This is a genomic window from Mycolicibacterium alvei, assembly GCF_010727325.1.
Classification (GTDB): Bacteria; Actinomycetota; Actinomycetes; order Mycobacteriales; family Mycobacteriaceae; genus Mycobacterium; species Mycobacterium alvei.
Genome location: NZ_AP022565.1, coordinates 2,952,251 through 2,969,196 on the forward strand (window position 1 = coordinate 2,952,251; position 16,946 = coordinate 2,969,196).

Annotated in this window: 20 protein-coding genes and 1 riboswitch; of the genes, 11 read left to right on the forward strand and 9 right to left on the reverse strand. The window is 67.6% G+C overall.

Annotated elements, in window-relative coordinates; translation table 11 throughout:
• Positions 1-627 carry an LON peptidase substrate-binding domain-containing protein gene (locus G6N44_RS14180; protein ID WP_163664955.1) on the reverse strand — a complete coding sequence of 209 codons (627 nt, stop codon included), beginning with the start codon at positions 625-627 and terminating at the stop codon, positions 1-3.
• A 61-nt stretch (positions 628-688) separates the two neighbouring features.
• Here G6N44_RS14180 and G6N44_RS14185 point away from each other — a divergent pair, with 61 nt between their 5' ends.
• Entirely contained in the window at positions 689-1,690 is a 1,002-nt protein-coding gene (locus G6N44_RS14185; protein ID WP_163664957.1) for an Lrp/AsnC family transcriptional regulator, read from the forward strand.
• A gap of 40 nt (positions 1,691-1,730) precedes the next feature.
• On the opposite strand, the gene G6N44_RS14190 is transcribed toward G6N44_RS14185, so the two are convergent.
• The 4 genes from G6N44_RS14190 to G6N44_RS14205 are packed head-to-tail and all read right to left on the reverse strand — an operon-like array spanning position 1,731 to position 4,393.
• Positions 1,731-2,861 (reverse strand): glutamate--cysteine ligase, encoded by a 1,131-nt coding sequence (locus G6N44_RS14190; protein WP_163664959.1) that lies wholly within the window; start codon positions 2,859-2,861, stop codon positions 1,731-1,733.
• A complete protein-coding gene (gene sodC, locus G6N44_RS14195) occupies positions 2,842-3,552 on the reverse strand; it encodes a superoxide dismutase[Cu-Zn] (protein WP_163664961.1) in 711 nt (236 codons plus the stop codon). The genes G6N44_RS14190 and sodC overlap by 20 nt, the downstream gene beginning before the upstream one ends.
• A gap of 10 nt (positions 3,553-3,562) precedes the next feature.
• Positions 3,563-4,033 (reverse strand): LytR C-terminal domain-containing protein, encoded by a 471-nt coding sequence (locus G6N44_RS14200; RefSeq protein ID WP_179964378.1) that lies wholly within the window; start codon positions 4,031-4,033, stop codon positions 3,563-3,565.
• Positions 4,034-4,081: 48 nt separating this feature from the next.
• Positions 4,082-4,393, reverse strand: a complete 312-nt coding sequence (locus G6N44_RS14205) for a nucleoid-associated protein NapA (RefSeq protein ID WP_163664965.1) — start codon at positions 4,391-4,393, stop codon at positions 4,082-4,084.
• Between the two features lie 138 nt (positions 4,394-4,531).
• On the opposite strand from G6N44_RS14205, the gene G6N44_RS14210 reads away from it, so the two are divergent.
• From G6N44_RS14210 to G6N44_RS14220, 3 genes are read left to right on the forward strand one after another with little or no spacing between them, the layout of a single operon-like run.
• Positions 4,532-5,125 (forward strand): peptide deformylase, encoded by a 594-nt coding sequence (locus tag G6N44_RS14210; protein ID WP_163664967.1) that lies wholly within the window; start codon positions 4,532-4,534, stop codon positions 5,123-5,125.
• Between the two features lie 12 nt (positions 5,126-5,137).
• Positions 5,138-6,070, forward strand: coding sequence for an N-acetylglutamate synthase, CG3035 family (locus G6N44_RS14215; RefSeq protein ID WP_163664969.1), 933 nt, complete (start codon positions 5,138-5,140; stop codon positions 6,068-6,070).
• Positions 6,071-6,089: 19 nt separating this feature from the next.
• Entirely contained in the window at positions 6,090-6,902 is an 813-nt protein-coding gene (locus G6N44_RS14220; protein ID WP_163664971.1) for an exodeoxyribonuclease III, read from the forward strand.
• A gap of 17 nt (positions 6,903-6,919) precedes the next feature.
• On the opposite strand, the gene G6N44_RS14225 is transcribed toward G6N44_RS14220, so the two are convergent.
• The 4 genes from G6N44_RS14225 to G6N44_RS14240 are packed head-to-tail and all read right to left on the reverse strand — an operon-like array spanning position 6,920 to position 10,888.
• Positions 6,920-7,657 carry an LOG family protein gene (locus G6N44_RS14225; RefSeq protein WP_163664973.1) on the reverse strand — a complete coding sequence of 246 codons (738 nt, stop codon included), beginning with the start codon at positions 7,655-7,657 and terminating at the stop codon, positions 6,920-6,922.
• A complete protein-coding gene (locus G6N44_RS14230; RefSeq protein ID WP_163664975.1) occupies positions 7,654-8,295 on the reverse strand; it encodes a class I SAM-dependent methyltransferase in 642 nt (213 codons plus the stop codon). The genes G6N44_RS14225 and G6N44_RS14230 overlap by 4 nt, the downstream gene beginning before the upstream one ends.
• Before the next feature lie 19 nt (positions 8,296-8,314).
• Entirely contained in the window at positions 8,315-9,076 is a 762-nt protein-coding gene (locus G6N44_RS14235; protein ID WP_163660024.1) for a hypothetical protein, read from the reverse strand.
• Positions 9,077-9,127: 51 nt separating this feature from the next.
• Complete coding sequence (locus G6N44_RS14240) at positions 9,128-10,888, reverse strand: MFS transporter (protein ID WP_163664977.1); 1,761 nt, start codon at positions 10,886-10,888, stop codon at positions 9,128-9,130.
• A 235-nt stretch (positions 10,889-11,123) separates the two neighbouring features.
• Positions 11,124-11,233, forward strand: a riboswitch (TPP riboswitch).
• Between G6N44_RS14240 and thiC the strand changes: the two genes are divergently transcribed.
• From thiC to G6N44_RS14275, 7 genes are all read left to right on the forward strand, one after another.
• Positions 11,224-12,867, forward strand: coding sequence for a phosphomethylpyrimidine synthase ThiC (thiC, locus tag G6N44_RS14245; protein ID WP_163664979.1), 1,644 nt, complete (start codon positions 11,224-11,226; stop codon positions 12,865-12,867). Its footprint overlaps the riboswitch before it by 10 nt.
• 7 nt (positions 12,868-12,874) lie before the next feature.
• Positions 12,875-13,708 (forward strand): bifunctional hydroxymethylpyrimidine kinase/phosphomethylpyrimidine kinase, encoded by an 834-nt coding sequence (gene thiD / locus G6N44_RS14250; RefSeq protein WP_163664981.1) that lies wholly within the window; start codon positions 12,875-12,877, stop codon positions 13,706-13,708.
• Entirely contained in the window at positions 13,705-14,331 is a 627-nt protein-coding gene (locus G6N44_RS14255) for an alpha/beta hydrolase family protein (protein ID WP_163664983.1), read from the forward strand. The genes thiD and G6N44_RS14255 overlap by 4 nt, the downstream gene beginning before the upstream one ends.
• Positions 14,328-14,852 carry a septum formation family protein gene (locus G6N44_RS14260; protein ID WP_163664985.1) on the forward strand — a complete coding sequence of 175 codons (525 nt, stop codon included), beginning with the start codon at positions 14,328-14,330 and terminating at the stop codon, positions 14,850-14,852. The genes G6N44_RS14255 and G6N44_RS14260 overlap by 4 nt, the downstream gene beginning before the upstream one ends.
• 46 nt (positions 14,853-14,898) lie before the next feature.
• Positions 14,899-16,278: a cytochrome P450 gene (locus tag G6N44_RS14265; RefSeq protein ID WP_163664988.1), complete on the forward strand. Its 1,380-nt coding sequence runs from the start codon at positions 14,899-14,901 to the stop codon at positions 16,276-16,278.
• Positions 16,275-16,544 (forward strand): DUF3303 domain-containing protein, encoded by a 270-nt coding sequence (locus G6N44_RS14270; protein ID WP_163664989.1) that lies wholly within the window; start codon positions 16,275-16,277, stop codon positions 16,542-16,544. Before G6N44_RS14265 ends, G6N44_RS14270 begins: the two co-directional genes overlap by 4 nt.
• A gap of 84 nt (positions 16,545-16,628) precedes the next feature.
• Complete coding sequence (locus G6N44_RS14275; protein ID WP_163664991.1) at positions 16,629-16,925, forward strand: CDGP domain-containing protein; 297 nt, start codon at positions 16,629-16,631, stop codon at positions 16,923-16,925.
• The last annotated feature ends 21 nt before the right edge of the window (positions 16,926-16,946 follow it).

Genomic DNA, 16,946 nt, shown 5'->3' on the forward strand with positions numbered 1-16,946 from the left:
CTACTCCGAGAGCTGGAACTCCACCATCGCGGTGACCGAATCCACGGCCTCGCTGAGCACCTCGACGCGGGCCGCCTCCGACGGAGCGGCCAACAGTGAATAGCGGTCGGCCTGGCCCATCGGCAGCCGAGCTGCCAAGGCGTACAGGCGGTTCTCCGGGTCGAGGCCGGCGGACTCCACGATCTCGCGGCTGCGGATCGGCGTGCCTCGGGCCTGCCCGATCAGGTCGAGCAATGCCACCATCCGGTCTTCGACGTCGCTGATCCGGGCGTTGTCCGCCGGCTCACCCGGTTCATCGGGCCAGAGTTCGATGTCGGCCCGCGGGTACGGGTCATCGTCGAGCCAGCGCTGCACCCGAATTCGCTCACCCATCACACACAACAGCCGGTACTTGCCGACCCCGAACTCCTGACAGTCCACGATCAAGGCCTGGGCCCCGACGTCGCACCGACGGTCACCGCCGCCGACCTCGCGACCGGCCGAGATCAACACCGCCCCGAAAGACGGCTCCGGGGTGGCCATGCAGTCGCCCACCATCGCGACATAGCGCGGTTCGAAGATCCGCAGCGGCAGCTCCTGACCGGGCAGCATCGCCACTTCGAGAGGAAACATCGGTGACACCGTCATGGGGCCAGAATCGTCCTCGCCTGCGGTTTGGTCAATGTGCACGAGCCGGTAGCCTCGGGTGATGTCACCGTCAGCGGAGCTTGAGCGAGCCCGCACGCTGCTGTCCGATCCGGGCTACACCGACCTCGACGCGGTCGACCGCCAGTTGATCGAACTGCTTCAGGCCGACGGCCGCATCCCCTACGCAGAGCTGGGTCGTCGGGCAGAAATCACCGAAAAGACTGCGCGACGCCGTGTTTCGCGATTGTTGAGCGAGGGGTACATGACCGTCGCCGCGGTCACCGATCCGGCCGTCCTCGGGTTCAACGCGTTGGGTCTGGCCCTGCTGACCGTCGACGGATCGCGTACCCCGGTCGAACTCGCCGCCGAGATCGCCGAGTTACCCGAAGCCGATTACGTGACGGCCACGACGGGACCGTACGGGGTGGTGGCGGAGTTGGTCTGCACCGACGCCCGGGAACTGCACGATGTGGCCTTCGGCCGCATCGCGGCCCTGCCGGGGGTGCGCTCGGTGGAGTTGCTCCCCTACCTGCGGCTGCACTATCAGCAGGCCCGGCTGTCCGGTGCGCTCGCTGACGGCGCGGTGCGGCCGCGCCCGCTCGATGACATCGACCGGGCGATCCTCACCCGGCTCGCCGTCGACGGCCGGGCCGCTTTCCGCGACTTTGCTTCCGCACTGGGCTTGTCCGAGACGACCATCCGTTCGCGCTACAGCCGGATGGTGGACACCGGCGCGGCCCGGGTGATGTGCATCGCCCACCCACTGCGCCTCGGTTACCGGCACAGCAGCTGGGTGGCGATCCGCACCGACGGCCGGTCCGGCGCCCAGCGGGTCGCCGAGGCGCTGACCCGTCTGGAGTCCGTGTCGTATGTGGCGCTGACCGCGGGGCGTTGGGACGTCCTGGCCGAGGTGGTGACGGCCCGTGACGAGCATCTGCTCAACGTCCTCGACGAGAGCATCCGCGGCCTGGACGGGGTGACCGCGATGCAGGCCTGGCCGTATATCGCGGTGTACTACAAGGCAATTCACCCCAGGGAAGTCAGCCCGGAACCTTGTTGTTGATCGCCTCGACCACGGTCGCCATCGCCCATACCCCTCACCCTCACAGTTGGAGTTCGCCGACCAGGGCGTCGACGACCTCGCGTAGGTCGCCGTCGTTCTCCTCGGCCACGCGCCGCTGCCGCTGATAGGAGCCGCCGCCGCGGTAGATGTCGGTCACCGCGGCCAGCTCGTCGGCGCATCCCAACGACTCGGCTACCGGCTCAAGGCGATTCAGTAGTTCGTCGAGATCCTCGGTGACCAGCCGCTCGTTACTGTCCGAGTCGAGGATGATCTCCGCGTCCAGCCCGTACCGGGCGGCGCGCCACTTGTTCTCCTGCACATGCCACGGCGGCATCGTCGGCAACTGCTCGCCCGCGTCGAGCCGGCGATCCAGATCGACGATCAGGCAGTGGGTCAGCGCGACCAGCGCGCCGAGCTCACGCACATTCGACACTCCGTCGAACACCCGCACCTCGATGGTGCCCAGGTGTGGTGACGGCCGGATGTCCCAACGAATCTCGTTGAGGTGGTCGATGATGCCGGTCTTCTTCTGGTCGTGGACGAAACCCTCGAACTCCGACCAGGCCTGGAACTGGAACGGCAGGCCGGCGGTGGGCAACTGCTGAAACATCATCGACCGGTTGCTCGCATATCCGGTGTCCTCACCGTCCCAGAACGGAGAGGACGCCGACAGCGCCAGCAGATGCGGGTAGTGGTTGAGCAGTGAGGAGATGATCGGCATCACCTTGTGGGCAGAGGAGATCCCGACGTGCACGTGCACACCCCAGATCAGCATCTGCCGGCCCCACCACTGGGTGCGCTTGATCAGCTCGGCATACCGCGGCGCATCGGTCAGCTGTTGCGCCGACCATTTCGCGAACGGATGGGTGCCCGCGCAGAACAACTCCATGCCGCGGTCGTGCACGATCTTGCGCACCGGGCCGAGCGTGCCCCGCAGGTCATCCATCGCCTCACCGGTGTTCGCACAGATTCCGGTGACGATCTCGATGGTGTTGCGCAGCAATTCCTTGTGCACATGCGGGGTCTCACCGACCTCGGCGATCACCTCGGCGGCGCCGTTGCTCAGATCGCGGGTGTCGGCGTCGACGAGAGCGAACTCCCACTCGACGCCGACGGTGGGCCGGGGTGACCCGGCGAAATCGATGCGGCTGTCAGCCTGCGCCGATGACACCGCACGCCACCCGGCTTCCGGCGTCGCCGGTGGCCATGGTCGCCTGATCGGGGCCGGGGGCTCCGCCGATGACCTGCTGGTACTTCTCCGGCGGGATGTTGGCGAAGTTGTCCGACTTCTCGTGGATCATGATGGTGGTCTTGGAGCCGGCCAACAGATCCTCGGCGGTGAACGCGTCGGTGGTGGTCACCAGCTTGCCCGAGCCGTCGGCGCGGATCTGCAGCGAGCTCAGGTCACCGCTGGCGGGATGTCCGGTGTGTCCGGGCACCTGGAAATGGCCTCCGGCGGAGTTGAAGTCGCCGGGTGCGCCGCCGGTCGGGGCCACCGAGTTGGCCTCGCACTTGCCGACCGAGTGCAGGTGCAGACCGTGGAATCCGGGAGCCAGTTTGCCCGGAGTGGTGGTCTCGACGGTCACGGTCGCGAAGCCGTCGGCGAACTGGAAGTCGGCGGTGGCCACGGCTGTGCCGTCGGCGGTCTTGAGTTCTGCGGTCAGGGTCTCGCCGCCGGTGGGGCCCGGCGCACCGTGCCCGCTGCCGTGCTCACCGGGAGCGGCCGAGGGCGAAGGCGATCCGGTCCAGATCGCCGGGGTGGTACCGGGCGTGTCGGAGGGCACCTGGCCGGGAGGGCTGCAGGCGCTCAACGCGACAACAGGGGCAGCGAACAGGACGGCAACACTGACGGGCTTCAGCATGGCCCAAAGCCTAGCCGGTGACGACTACGATCACGCCCGGTGGTTGCTCGAGAAGTTCGGGGCGTCGCGGTTCGACGGGCGCCTGGATCGCCTTGCCCACGGCTTCGGCAGCTTCCTTCTCGCCCGGAGTGTCACCGAAGAACACCGTGGTGCCGGCGACGCCTTCCAACGTCAGGTTGCCGGTCTCGGTGACATTCCAGTGCACCTCACGCAGGCGGTTGGCCGTGGTCTCGGCGGCACCTGCCACGTCGGAGATGTTGTACACCCGCACGTCGGCCTTGGTCTCGGGGGCGGGTGCGGCCTTTACCGATGTCTTCGTGGTGGTCGTCGAGGACGAGGTGGACACGGACGACGACTGATCCGTCGAGTCGTCGTCGGAGCCGAGCGCCTGGAAGCCGACCAGCAGGAACACGACCCCGAGGAACAACAGCACCATCACCATGGCACGTAGGGGCAACCCGGAGGAGTCTCGCTGATTCATCGGCACCACTGTATCGAGCGAACCGCCCGATGCCTCATCCCGTGACCTCTAGGTGGTGATATCGAAGCCGAGTCGCCGCGCAGCGCGCGCCTTCTGACGGCTCGCCCGCAGCCGCCGCAGCCGCTTGACCAGCATCGGGTCGGCGGCCAGCGCCTCGGGACGGTCCACCAACGCATTGAGCACCTGGTAGTACCGGGTGGCCGACATCGAGAAGAGCTCTTTGATCGCGTCTTCCTTGCTGCCGGCGTATTTCCACCACTGGCGTTCGAAGCCCAAAATATCGTGCTCGCGCCGGGTGAGCCCGTCACCCAGGTCAGAGTCGTCCCCGGATTGCTCAGTCCGCGCCATGGCGCCGTCCATATTGCTCCCTGGACCCTTCCGACACTTGAGAAATAACATCGCTGTGGTTCGGCGATTATTCAACCACGGCTTGCTGGGTTGGGCTGACACATAAACCCGCGAGTCGGGTGTGAAGGATTGCCACCTTAAGCTTCCCCCATGGCCGTCGTACCAATTTGCATCGTCGGGGATCCCGTTCTGCACACACCGACCGAGCCGGTGCCCGTCGGCCCGGACGGCTCGCTGCCCGCGGATCTGCCCGACCTCATCCAGACCATGTTCGAGACCATGGACGCGGCGAACGGGGTTGGCTTGGCCGCCAACCAGATCGGTGTGGCCAAGCGGTTGTTCGTCTACGACTGCGCCCCGACACGCGGCCAGGTGACGCGGCGTCGCGGAGTCGTCATCAACCCGGTACTGGAGACCTCCGAGGTTCCCGAGACGATGCCCGACCCCGACGACGACGAGGAAGGCTGCCTGTCCGTGCCGGGCGAGAATTTCCCGACCGGCCGGGCCGACTGGGCACGGGTCACGGGCCTGGATGCCGACGGTTCCCCGGTCACGCTCGAGGGCACCGACTTGTTTGCCCGGATGCTGCAGCACGAAACCGGGCACCTCGACGGATTCCTCTACATCGACCGCCTCGTGGGCCGGCACGCGCGGGCCGCGAAGAAGACCGTCAAGCGCAACGGCTGGGGTGTTCCCGGGCTGTCGTGGATGCCCGGCGAGGATCCCGACCCGTTCGGCCACTGAGGCCGCTCACCGATGTCTGAGTTACCCGCGCTCGGGTCCCGCGTCAGCCTGCGGTATCAGCTGCCCGTCGGGTCGGCCAAGCCGCTCACCGACGTCATCGGACACCTCGAACAACGGGAGCCGACGGTGCTGATCCGCACCAAGGACGGTGCGCTCGTGGACATCGCGCCGACCGACATCGTCAGCGTGCGCGAGCTGTCCCATGCCCCGGTGCGGGCCTCGGAGATCCGCGCGCTCGAGCATGCGGCGGCACTGGCGTGGCCGGGTGTCGAGCAGCACTGGCTGGGCGGCTGGCTGCTGCGCGCCGGACGCGGAATCACCAGCCGCGCCAACTCCGCGATCCCGTTGGACGTGTCGGCGCAGATCGCCGACCTGGACGCGGTGCGGGACTGGTACCGGGAACGTGACCTGCCGGCCTGGCTGGCCCTGCCCGAGCGGCTGCTGCCGATTCGCACCCCCGGGATCAAGCCGGCCCGGGTGATGGTGCGACCCCTCGCGCTCGCGGCCACCGCGCCCAATGTCACGCCGGCGCAACCCTCGACGCCGAGCGTCACGCTGGCGCAGCAACCGGACGCCCAGTGGCGCCGGAGCTACGAACGCGACGTCCCCGTCGACGTGTTGACCGCCGTCGTCGACGGGCAGCTGACCTTCGCGACGCTGCCCGATCGCGCGGTCGGCCGCGGCGCAGTGACACACGCACCGGACGGCACGGCCTGGCTGGGCATCTCCTCGGTCCGCGTCGCCCCCGCCCACCGCCGCCGAGGCCACGCCCTGGCGGTGTGCGAGGCACTGCTGTCCTGGGGCGCCGAGGCGGGTGGCCGGCAGGCCTATGTCCAGGTGGAGGTGGACAACCAGGCGGCCATCGCGCTGTACACCTCGCTGGGTTTCCGGTTGCACCACCAAACCCGTTATGTCACTGCCGACGATGCCCTCGGCTCACACTGACCCGATAGGGTCTACCCCCATGCGCCTGGCCACCTGGAACGTCAACTCGATCCGAACCCGAGTGGACCGCGTGGTCGACTGGCTGGAACGCGCCGACGTCGACGTGCTGGCCATGCAGGAAACCAAGTGCACCGACGCGCAGTTCCCGATGATGCCGTTCGCGGCGCTGGGTTACGAGGTGGCGCACGTCGGGCTCAACCAGTGGAACGGCGTGGCGATCGCCTCCCGCGTCGGCCTGGACGACGTCGAGATCGGGTTCGCGGGTCAACCGACCTGGAGCAGCAAGCCCGAGGAGGACGCCATCGCCGAGGCACGCGCCCTGGGCGCCACCTGCGGCGGGGTGCGGGTGTGGAGCCTGTATGTGCCCAACGGCCGCTCGCTGGCCGACCCGCATTTCGCCTACAAGCTGGATTGGCTTGCCGCCCTGAGGGATACCGCCACCGGCTGGCTCAAGGACGACCCGGAGCAGCCCATCGCGTTGGTGGGTGACTGGAACATCGCGCCGCAGGACGAAGATGTCTGGGACATGGCCGCGTTCGACGGCAAGACGCATGTCTCCGAGCCCGAGCGGGCTGCCTTCCAGGCCATGCAGGATGCCCAATTCACCGATGTGGTGCGGCCTTTCACGCCCGGCCCGGGGATCTACACCTACTGGGATTACACCCAGCTGGCGTTCCAGAAGCGCCGCGGCATGCGCATCGATTTCATCCTCGGCTCCCCCGGCCTGGCCGCACGGGTCACCCACGCCGAGATCGCCAAGGACGAGCGTCGCCCCAAGAAGGGCACCACGGCACCCAGCGATCACACTCCGGTGGTCGTCGACCTCGGCTGAGGTTTGTCGGCCGTCGGCTACCGCGTCGACGCGGCGACGAGCTCCACGGCCTCGGCCACGCTGTCGGTGCAGTGGATCAGGGCCAGGTCGGGTTCGGAGATCTTTCCTTCGCGCAGCACCGTGTTGCGGATCCAATCGACCAGACCCGACCAGTAGTCGACGCCGATCAGGATGATCGGAAACTTGGTGACCTTGTGGGTCTGCACCAGGGTCAGCGCCTCGAACAGCTCGTCGAGGGTGCCGAATCCGCCGGGCAGGCACACGAACGCCTGCGCGTACTTGATGAACATCGTCTTGCGGACGAAGAAGTAGCGGAAGTTGATACCGAGATCGACCCAGTGGTTGAGGCGCTGTTCGAAGGGCAACTCGATACCGAGTCCGACGGAGTAGCCGCCGGACTGGCTGGCGCCGCGGTTGGCCGCCTCCATGGAGCCCGGGCCGCCCCCGGTGATCACCGCATAGCCCGCCTGCACCAGCGCGACGCCCAGTTCCTCGCCCAGCCGGTACTCCGGCGAATGCGGCTCCGTCCTGGCCGACCCGAAAACCGTTACCGCCTTCGGCATTTCGGCGAGCGCATCGAAGCCGTCGACGAACTCACCCTGGATGCGCAGCACCCGCCACGGATCGGTGTGCACCCAATCGCTGGGGCCGCGCCGGTCCAGCAGGCGCTGGTCGGCGGTCGTGGTGATGCAACGTTCGCGGCGCAGTTGCACCGGACCGCGAATCTGGGGCTGGCTGTCGTCGTTCTCGGTCACGTCGGCTTGACCCCCACGGTGATGACGTCGGACATCGGTATCCACACCGGCCGGCGGACCCGATGTTGCTCGGCGACGGTGAATCCGGCCGCCTCGAACAGCGCGCGCATCTCCTTCTCGGTGGGGCTGTGCGCGGGTGCGCCCAGGTCGGCCGACAGTGCGTGCAGCGGCAGGAAGGTCCCACGGGGGCTCATCGTCGTCACCGCCACCATGCCGCCGGGGGCCAGCACCCGGTAGAACTCCGCAAGCGCGGCGGGCTGGTCGAAGAAATGGAACGCCGAGGTCGTCACCACCGCGTCGAGGAAGCCGTCCGCAAAGGGCAGTTCCTCGGCCGGGGCCGACTTCCACCGCACCTGATCGGACCGCTTGCCCGCCTGGGCGAGCATGCCGTCGGACATATCCAGGCCGTAGACCTCGTCGGGGAGCAGTTCACGCTGGATACGGTCGGCCAGGATGCCGGTGCCGCAGGCGATATCGGCGACCTGACGGGCACCGCGCTGCTGCAGCTGGGCGATCACTTCATCCTGGGCGGGTCGGTATACCCACCGTTGGAGGCAGCCCTGGTCGTAGGCCGGTGCGGCGAAACTCCAGAAGCGCGTGATCGCATCGTTGAATCCGCGGCGCTGTGTGGTGGTCACGAGCCCGAGTGTAGGTGGGCTACGACGGCTTCCCCGCGCAGTAGAGCCGCGCCGGCTCGGGGAAGGCCACCGCGCGTGAGAAGGAATCACAGACGGCGAGCACGGAGTAGTCAGAGTCGGCCCGTTTGCCGTCCGGGCATGTCGCGGATCCGCCACCTTTGGACGCCAACTTGTAAATGGCCTCCGGGTTGCTGCAGCCGGCCGGGGTGAGGTCCATGCCCGCCGTGGCGTACTGATCGCTGGTAATGCACTCCCCCACCGCCAAGTCACCAGCGCCCCGGGACTTCGAGGACCCGGGATCTGAACTCGGCACTGAGCTCGGCACTGAGCGCGAGCTCGCGCTCGACTCCGAACTCGAGCTCGACTCCGACGCGCGGGTGGCCATCCGCCCCGCCAATCCCAACAGGCCGAGCACCAGCAGCACCACACCGATCACGATCAGTGCCGTGCCCGACTTCTTGGGTGGCGCACCGTAGGCCTGCGGCGGGGCCGGCGGGTAGCCGGGCTGCTGCGGGTAACCCTGGTGTGGATAACCCTGCGGGTAACCAGGTTGCGGGTAACCCGGCTGCGGGTAGCCCTGGGGATACCCAGGTTGTGGGTAGCTCTGCGGGTACCCGGGCTGGCCGCTCAGCTTTGCCCCAGACGACGAACGCCGGACCAGACCGAGGATGAGCAGTAGCAGCCCCAACCCGGGAATCAGCAGCATGCCAATGACCGTGCCAATGGCGTAGCCCGCGGATTCTGCGCCGCTTCCGGCGGCGGCCAATGTCTGAGCGACCATGGCGGCGAGTATCGCATGAGGCGACCAGAATTCGGTTTGCTGACCGGCCGCTCAGGCCCCGTCGTCGGCTCCGGGCTCCGTCGCATAGCGGCCCGCGCTGAACATCGACGCCACCGCGCCGATCACCATCATCGCCGCCGCGGCGGTGAACACCACCGTCAAACCGGAATGGAACGGTTCGGTGATCAGCTGCGGGAAGAACGTCTGCCCGGTGATCACGTCCGCGTTCACGCCCGGTTGGTGCAGCGCGCCGTAGGGCGCGAGCAGCTCGGCCATCGGGTTGTAGCCCAGGAACGCCGCGAACAAGCTCCCGACCGGGGGCAGGTTCGCCACGTCGTGGGCAACCGAGGCCGAAACACCTTGCTGCGTCAGGCCGGTGGTCAACGCCGCCGGCAGGGTGTTGGCCAGTCCGACGATCATCAGCGAGAAGAAGATGCCGATCGACAGCGAGCTGCCGGCGTTGAAGAAGGTGGACCGCACTCCGGAGGCCGCCCCGCGCTGGCCGGCCGGCACGCTCGACATGATCGCCGCAGTGTTGGGGGCGGTGAAGATGCCGCCGCCCAGGCCATTGAGGAACACCAGGATGGCGAACACCCAGTAGTCGAAGTTGACCGGGATGAGCAGGAGCGCGACGAAGGTGGCTGCCATCAGCAGCATGCCGCCGACGGTCAGTGGCCGCGCGCCGATGCGGTCGGAGAGCGACCCGGCGATCGGTGCGGCGACCAGGAACCCGACGGTGACCGGCAGCAGGTAGATGCCGGCCCACAGCGGGGTGGACTCGAAGCTGTAGCCGTGCAGCGGCAGCCAGATGCCCTGCAACCAGATGATGAGCATGAACTGCAGCCCGCCCCGGCCCACCGAGGACATCAGCCCGGCCAGGTTGCCCATCCCGAACGCCGCCGATTTGAACAACCGGACGTCGACCATCGGCGACGGCACGTTCAGCTCGACGATGCAGAACGCCACCAGCAGCAGCAGGCCGACGGCGATCGAGCCCACCACCCACGGATTGGTCCAGCCGGTGGTCGAGTCGCCGTAGGGCTGGATGCCGTAGGTGATGCCGATCAGCAGCACCGTCAGGCCCAGCCCGAAGGTCAACGTGCCGGCCCAGTCGAGGCGCCCGGCGGTGCGGACACCCAGTTCTTTGAGTGAGCGGTAGCTCCAGATCGTGCCGATGATCCCGATCGGCACGCCCACCCAGAAGATGGCCTTCCAGTGCCACTCGGACAGGAATCCGCCGATCAGCAGCCCGAGGAATGATCCGGCAACGGCGGCCACCATGTTCGTGCCCAGCGCCATCCCACGCTGGTTGGCGGGGAAGGCGTCGGTGAGGATCGCCGACGACGAGGCCATCAGCATGGCGCCACCGATGCCCTGGATCACGCGCCAGCCGATCAGCCAGACCGCACCGCCCCCGAGTTGGAACGGGTCGAAGGACAACGCGATCGCGGCCACGGTGAAGACCACGAAGCCGAGGTTGTAGATGCGGACCCGGCCGTACATGTCTCCGAGACGCCCGAACGGAACGACGAGCACCGCGGTCACCACCAGGTAGCCCATCAGCATCCACAGCAGATAGCTCACGTTGCCGGGGGCGAGCGGGTTCAGCCCGATGCCGCGGAAGATCGCCGGCAGCGAGATCAACACGATCGACGCGTTGACCGACGCCAGCAAGATGCCCAACGTGGTGTTGGACAGCACCACCCACTTGTAGAACGGGTGGTCGTGATCCAGGCGTCCGCTTCCATCGGCAGTCTCGGCCGGGGCGGCGTCGCCCCCTGGCGGGTTGCCGAGTTCGGCTTCAGTCGTCATTCGGTGTTCGCATCTCAGATCGCGTGGAGGGCCGCATCGGGGCCATCGGCGGCCCGAAGCGTGCAAAACACATATGTTAGCTATGCAAATCAATGTGGGGCAACTCCAAGCCGTCGGCGGACCTCGCCGATTTCTACCGGAGGGTCGTATCAGCACGCTCAATGCCGCCCAGGCGTCGAAATCGGGAGACATCCGGTTCCCCCCGGCCGCCGGTTCTGCGCTAGGTTGGGGCCTGCAATCCACACGCGGGAGTGCGCACGAGCGCACTGAGAGGACGGGTAGGCCCGTCGACCGTACGAACCTGACCGGGTAATGCCGGCGTAGGGAGATGAAAAATGAGTGATGTTTTTGACGCCGCTTTCAAGGGCACAGCCGACCCATCCGTGACGACCGGTCCGATCACCGGAAGCACCAAGGTCTATCGCGAGATCAACCAGGACGGCACAACCTTGCGCGTGCCGTTCCGCCGGGTGAACCTCACCAACGGTGAGCACCTGGACCTGTACGACACCTCGGGCCCGTACACCGACGACGGCGCGGTGATCGATCTGAACGCCGGCCTGCCGCCACGGGTCGGGGTGGTGACGGATCGGGGCACCCAGCTGCAGCGGGCCCACGCCGGGGAGATCACCGCTGAGATGGCGTATATCGCTGAGCGCGAAGGCGTTTCGCCCGAGTTGGTGCGCGACGAGGTCGCCCGCGGCCGCGCCGTGATCCCGGCCAACCACAACCACCCCGAGGCCGAGCCGATGATCATCGGCAAGGCGTTCGGCGTGAAAGTCAATGCCAATATCGGCAATTCGGCCGTCACCTCGTCGATCGGCGAAGAGGTCGACAAGATGGTGTGGGCCACCCGCTGGGGGGCCGACACCATCATGGACCTGTCGACCGGCAGGGACATCCACCAGACCCGCGAGTGGATCCTGCGCAACTCGCCGGTTCCGGTCGGTACCGTGCCGATCTACCAGGCACTGGAGAAGGTCAACGGCGACCCCACCAAATTGACGTGGGAGATGTACCGCGACACCGTGATCGAGCAGTGCGAGCAGGGCGTCGACTACATGACGGTGCATGCCGGGGTGCTGCTGCGCTACATTCCGCTGACGGTCAAGCGCGTCACCGGCATCGTGTCCCGCGGCGGGTCGATCATGGCGGCCTGGTGCCTGGCACATCACACCGAGTCGTTCCTGTACACCCACTTCGAGGAACTCTGCGAGATCCTGGCCCGCTACGACGTGACGTTCTCACTCGGCGACGGGTTGCGGCCCGGGTCGATCGCCGACGCCAACGACGAAGCCCAGTTCGCCGAGCTGCGCACCCTGGGTGAGCTGACCACGATCGCGAAATCCCATGGCGTGCAGGTGATGATCGAAGGCCCCGGCCACGTCCCGATGCACAAGATCGTGGAGAACGTGCGCCTGGAGGAGGAATGGTGCGAGGAGGCACCGTTCTACACGCTCGGCCCGCTGACCACCGATATCGCCCCGGCCTACGACCACATCACCTCGGCGATCGGCGCGGCCATCATCGCCCAGGCCGGCACCGCGATGCTCTGTTACGTCACCCCCAAGGAACACCTCGGGCTGCCCGACCGCAAGGACGTCAAGGACGGGGTGATCGCCTACAAGATCGCCGCGCACGCCGGCGACCTCGCCAAGGGACACCCGCGCGCCCAGCAGCGTGACGACGCGCTCTCCAAGGCGCGCTTCGAGTTCCGTTGGCACGACCAGTTCGCGTTGTCGCTCGATCCCGACACCGCCCGCGAGTTCCACGACGAGACGCTGCCCGCCGAACCGGCCAAGACTGCGCACTTCTGCTCGATGTGCGGCCCCAAGTTCTGCTCGATGCGCATCACGCAGGACATCCGCGACGCCTACCCGGACGGGGTGGCCCCGGAGGATATCGAGCGCGGCATGGCGGAGAAATCCCAGGAGTTCGCCGACCACGGCAACCGCGTCTATCTACCCTTGACCACGTGAGGCCGACGTGAACTTCCTGCCCTTGACCCCCGCGGGTGACACCCCCCTGCGGGTGATGACGATCGCCGGGTCCGACTCCGGCGGTGGTGCCGGAATCCAGGCCGATATGCGGACCTTCGCCATGCTCGGCCTGCACGGCTGCGTCGCGGTCACCGCGGTGACGGTGCAGAACTCGGTCGGCGTCAAGGGTTTTCACGAGATCCCCCGCGACGTGATTTCGGGACAGATCTCCGCGGTGACCTCCGATATCGGGATCCAGGCCGCCAAGACCGGCATGCTGGCCTCCTCGGAGATCATCACCACGATCGCCGAGACCTGGCGGGCCGAAGGACTGGAAGCGGTACCGCTGGTCGTCGACCCGGTGTGCGCCTCGATGCACGGCGATCCGCTGCTGCACCACAGCGCCCTGGACGCGCTGCGCACCGAACTGTTCCCGCTGGCCACACTGGTCACCCCGAACCTGGACGAGGTGCGACTGCTGGTGGGTGTCGAGGTCGTCGACGAGGCCTCCCAGCGGGACGCGGCGCGCGCGCTGCACGCGCTGGGTCCGCGGTGGGCCCTGGTCAAGGGTGGGCACCTACGCTCGTCGTCGGCCAGCCCGGATCTGCTGTTCGACGGCACGGAGTTCCACGAGTTCGCCGCGCCGCGGATCGACACCGGCAATGACCACGGGGCCGGCGACACCCTGGCTGCGGCGACGGCCTGCGCACTGGCACACGGTTATTCGGTTCCCCAGGCAGTGGAGTTCGGCAAGGCCTGGGTGACCGAATGTATCCGGGCGGCCTATCCGCTGGGCCACGGCCACGGCCCGGTGAACGCCCTGTTCCGATTGCAGTCATGAACCTCGACGCGATCGCGGGCGTCGCCCACGAACCCGGAGCCACCCCGGCGGGTGTCGTGGTGCTCACCCACGGTGCGGGCGGCAACCGGGATTCGGCGATGCTGGTCAAGCTCTGCGACGAATGGGCCTCCCGCGGCTGGCTGGCCATCCGCTACAACCTGCCCTATCGCCGACGCAGGCCCAAGGGACCGCCGTCGGGTTCGGCGGCAGGAGACCGGGAGGGCATCGCCGAGGCGATCGCGCTGGCCCGCGGGCTCGCCGACGGCCCGGTGCTCGCGGGCGGCCATTCCTACGGTGGCCGGATGACCTCGATGGTCGCGGCGAACGGGGCGGGCCCGGATGTACTGACGCTCTTCTCCTATCCGCTGCACCCGCCGGGCAAGCCGGAACGGGCGCGCACCGAGCATCTGCCCGACATCACGGTGCCCACGGTATTCACCCACGGCACCTCCGACCCGTTCGGCTCCATCGAGGAGCTCACCGCCGCCGCGGCGCTGGTGGCCGGTCCCACCGAACTCGTCGTCATCGACGGCGCCCGCCACGACCTCGGATCCAAGCGTCTGGACGTGCCCGCCCTCGCGGTGGACGCGGCGCTGCGGGCAGTCGATATCGTCGAAACATGACCTACCCGCCCCACGGCTACCCGCCACCCCCACCGCAGCCGTATTCCACCGGCCCCGAACAGTTCTCCGTGGCGCCGACGAAATCCTCGGCGCTCAAGTGGGTGCTGCTGGGTGTCGTCGTGCTCGTCGCACTGGTGGTCGCTGCCGGCGCGGTGTTCTATCTGGCGCGGGACCGCGGCGCCACCGAGGCCAGCCAGATCCGCTCGGGCGATTGTCTGACCGAGATACCCGACAGCAGTCGGGTGTTGTACGTCAAGACGGTGGGCTGCGATCAGCCGCACAAGGGTGAGGTGTTCGCGGTGCTGCCGCTGCCCGATGGGGATTTCCCGGGCGACGCCGCGGTGGTGAAGTATGCCGACAAGTGCGCTCCGGCGCTGGCGCAGTACTCCCCCGACGCGAAGGGCGAAAGCGGGATCCAGCTGTTTGTCCTGTACCCGACCGCGGATTCCTGGCAACGCGGGGACCGCACGGTGACATGCATCGCCACCAGCAAAAACCCCCGAACCGGGAAACTCAGGTAACGCACTACTCTAGTCGCCCCCGAGGGGGCGGGCAGACACTCGGCACATGGTCGAGATTCAACCGCGGACGGTGGCAACCACCCTGCCCTTGGCCCCGCGTAACCCCCTGCCTTACCGACAAATGCTCAAGGCGCTGCGGTCGTTCACCGAGGGCCATCAGCAGCTCCGCGAGGCCGGCGGTCCGGTCAGTCGTATGGTGCTGGGGCCGCGGTGGCTCGTCCCCCCGGCCCTGCTGATCACCTCCCCGCAGGGCGCGCGCGACGTCCTTGCGCGGCGCGATTCGGTCGCCGATCGAGGCGGTGCCCTCAACATGGTCGAACTGCGCAAGCTGATGGGTGGCAACCTGCTGAATCTGCCGCATGAGCGTTGGCTGCCGCGCAGGCGCACGCTGCAGCCGATGTTCACCAAGCAGAACGTGCCACGGTATGCGGGGCACATGGCCGCTGCCGCTCAATCGGTTGCCGACGACTGGGACGACGGCGCCACGATCGACCTGGATTCCGCCTGCCGCGCTCTCACGTTGCGGGCTCTGGGCCGATCGGTATTCGGGCTCGATCTCGATGAGCGTGCCGACGAGGTGGGTCCGGCACTGCGGGCGTCCCTGTCGTGGATCTCCGATCGCTCAACCCGACCCGTCAAACTCCCGCAGTGGGTGCCCACCCCCGGGCAGCGCCGGGCCAGGGCGGGCAATGCGCGACTGCATGCGCTGGCCGCCGAGATACTCACCGCGGTGCGCGCCGATCCGGACCGGGATGCTCCCTTGGTGCAGGCCCTGATCGAGGCCCGTGACCCTGATACCCGACGACAACTGACCGACGATGAAATCTGCCATGAACTGGTGCTTTTCATGCTCGCCGGGCACGACACCACCTCGACCACCCTGTGTTATTCGCTGTGGGCATTGGGTCGCAATCCCGATATCGAGGCGCGGGTGTACGACGAGGTCGCGGCGCTGGGTACGCGGAAGCTGACGCCCGAAGATGTGCCGCGCCTTGGCTATACCGTTCAGGTTCTGCACGAAGCACTGCGGCTGTGCCCGCCCGGTGCCGGTACTCCACGGCTGCTCAATGAAGAGATCACCGTCGACGGCTACCGCGCCGAGGCCGGCACGATCGCACTCGTCAACTTCTATGTCATGCACCGTGACCCGGCCCTGTGGGACGATCCGCTGTCCTTCGATCCGGGCCGCTTCAGCCCGGAGCGTTCAGCCGGCCGGAACCGTTGGCAGTACCTGCCTTTCGGCGGCGGTCCCCGGTCCTGCGTCGGTGATCACTTCGCCATGCTGGAGGCCACCCTGGCGCTGGCGACCATCGTGCGTGAGGTCTCGGTGGCCTCCCTGCACGACGACTTCCCGGTGGAGACCCCGTTCACCGTCATCGCCGCCGAGCCCATCCCGGCCCGCATCACCAGAAGGAGTACGCCATGAAATTCATCGTGCACTGGACTCAGTCGCAGGCGAACTACCGGGATGCGGTGGAGAAGTTCAAGCAGACCGGCGGCCAGGTTCCGGAAGGATCGACGATGCTCGGCCGGTGGTGGGGCATGAACGGCCAGGGTTTCGCCATCGTCGAAACCGACGATGCCAAGGCCATCTTCGAGTCGGTGGCGGAGTGGGGCGAGTTCCTCACTTTCGACATCACTCCGTGCGTGGAGGACGCCGAGGCCGGTGAGGTGATCGCCAAGCTGTTCTGATCCCGACGCGGAGCCATCGTTCCGCCACCTTCCTCGGTGACGCGCAGTTAGGCTTGCGGCACCGAGGAAGGTGGCATCTGTCTCATGAAGTTCTATATCGTCGGCGGCGTCGCTGCCGCGTTGATGACCGGCGGTCTGATCGCCTCAGCGCCACCGGCCGTCGCGGGCTGCCAGTACGGGGGGCCGGTGATCAGTAAGTGCGACGGGCCGGTCCAACCCGACGGCACCTGGCAGCGGTGCATGGGAACTTGGGGCTACGTGCCCAGCGGCTTCAGCTCCCACCTGGTGCCGGTCAAGCGCTGCGACGTGATGGGTCCCGGCCACGAGATCGCTCCGGGCGATCTCCCGTTCGCCGACCCGCCGACGCGCATCGGCGACTAGTTCGGCGACTGAGCCCTCGAC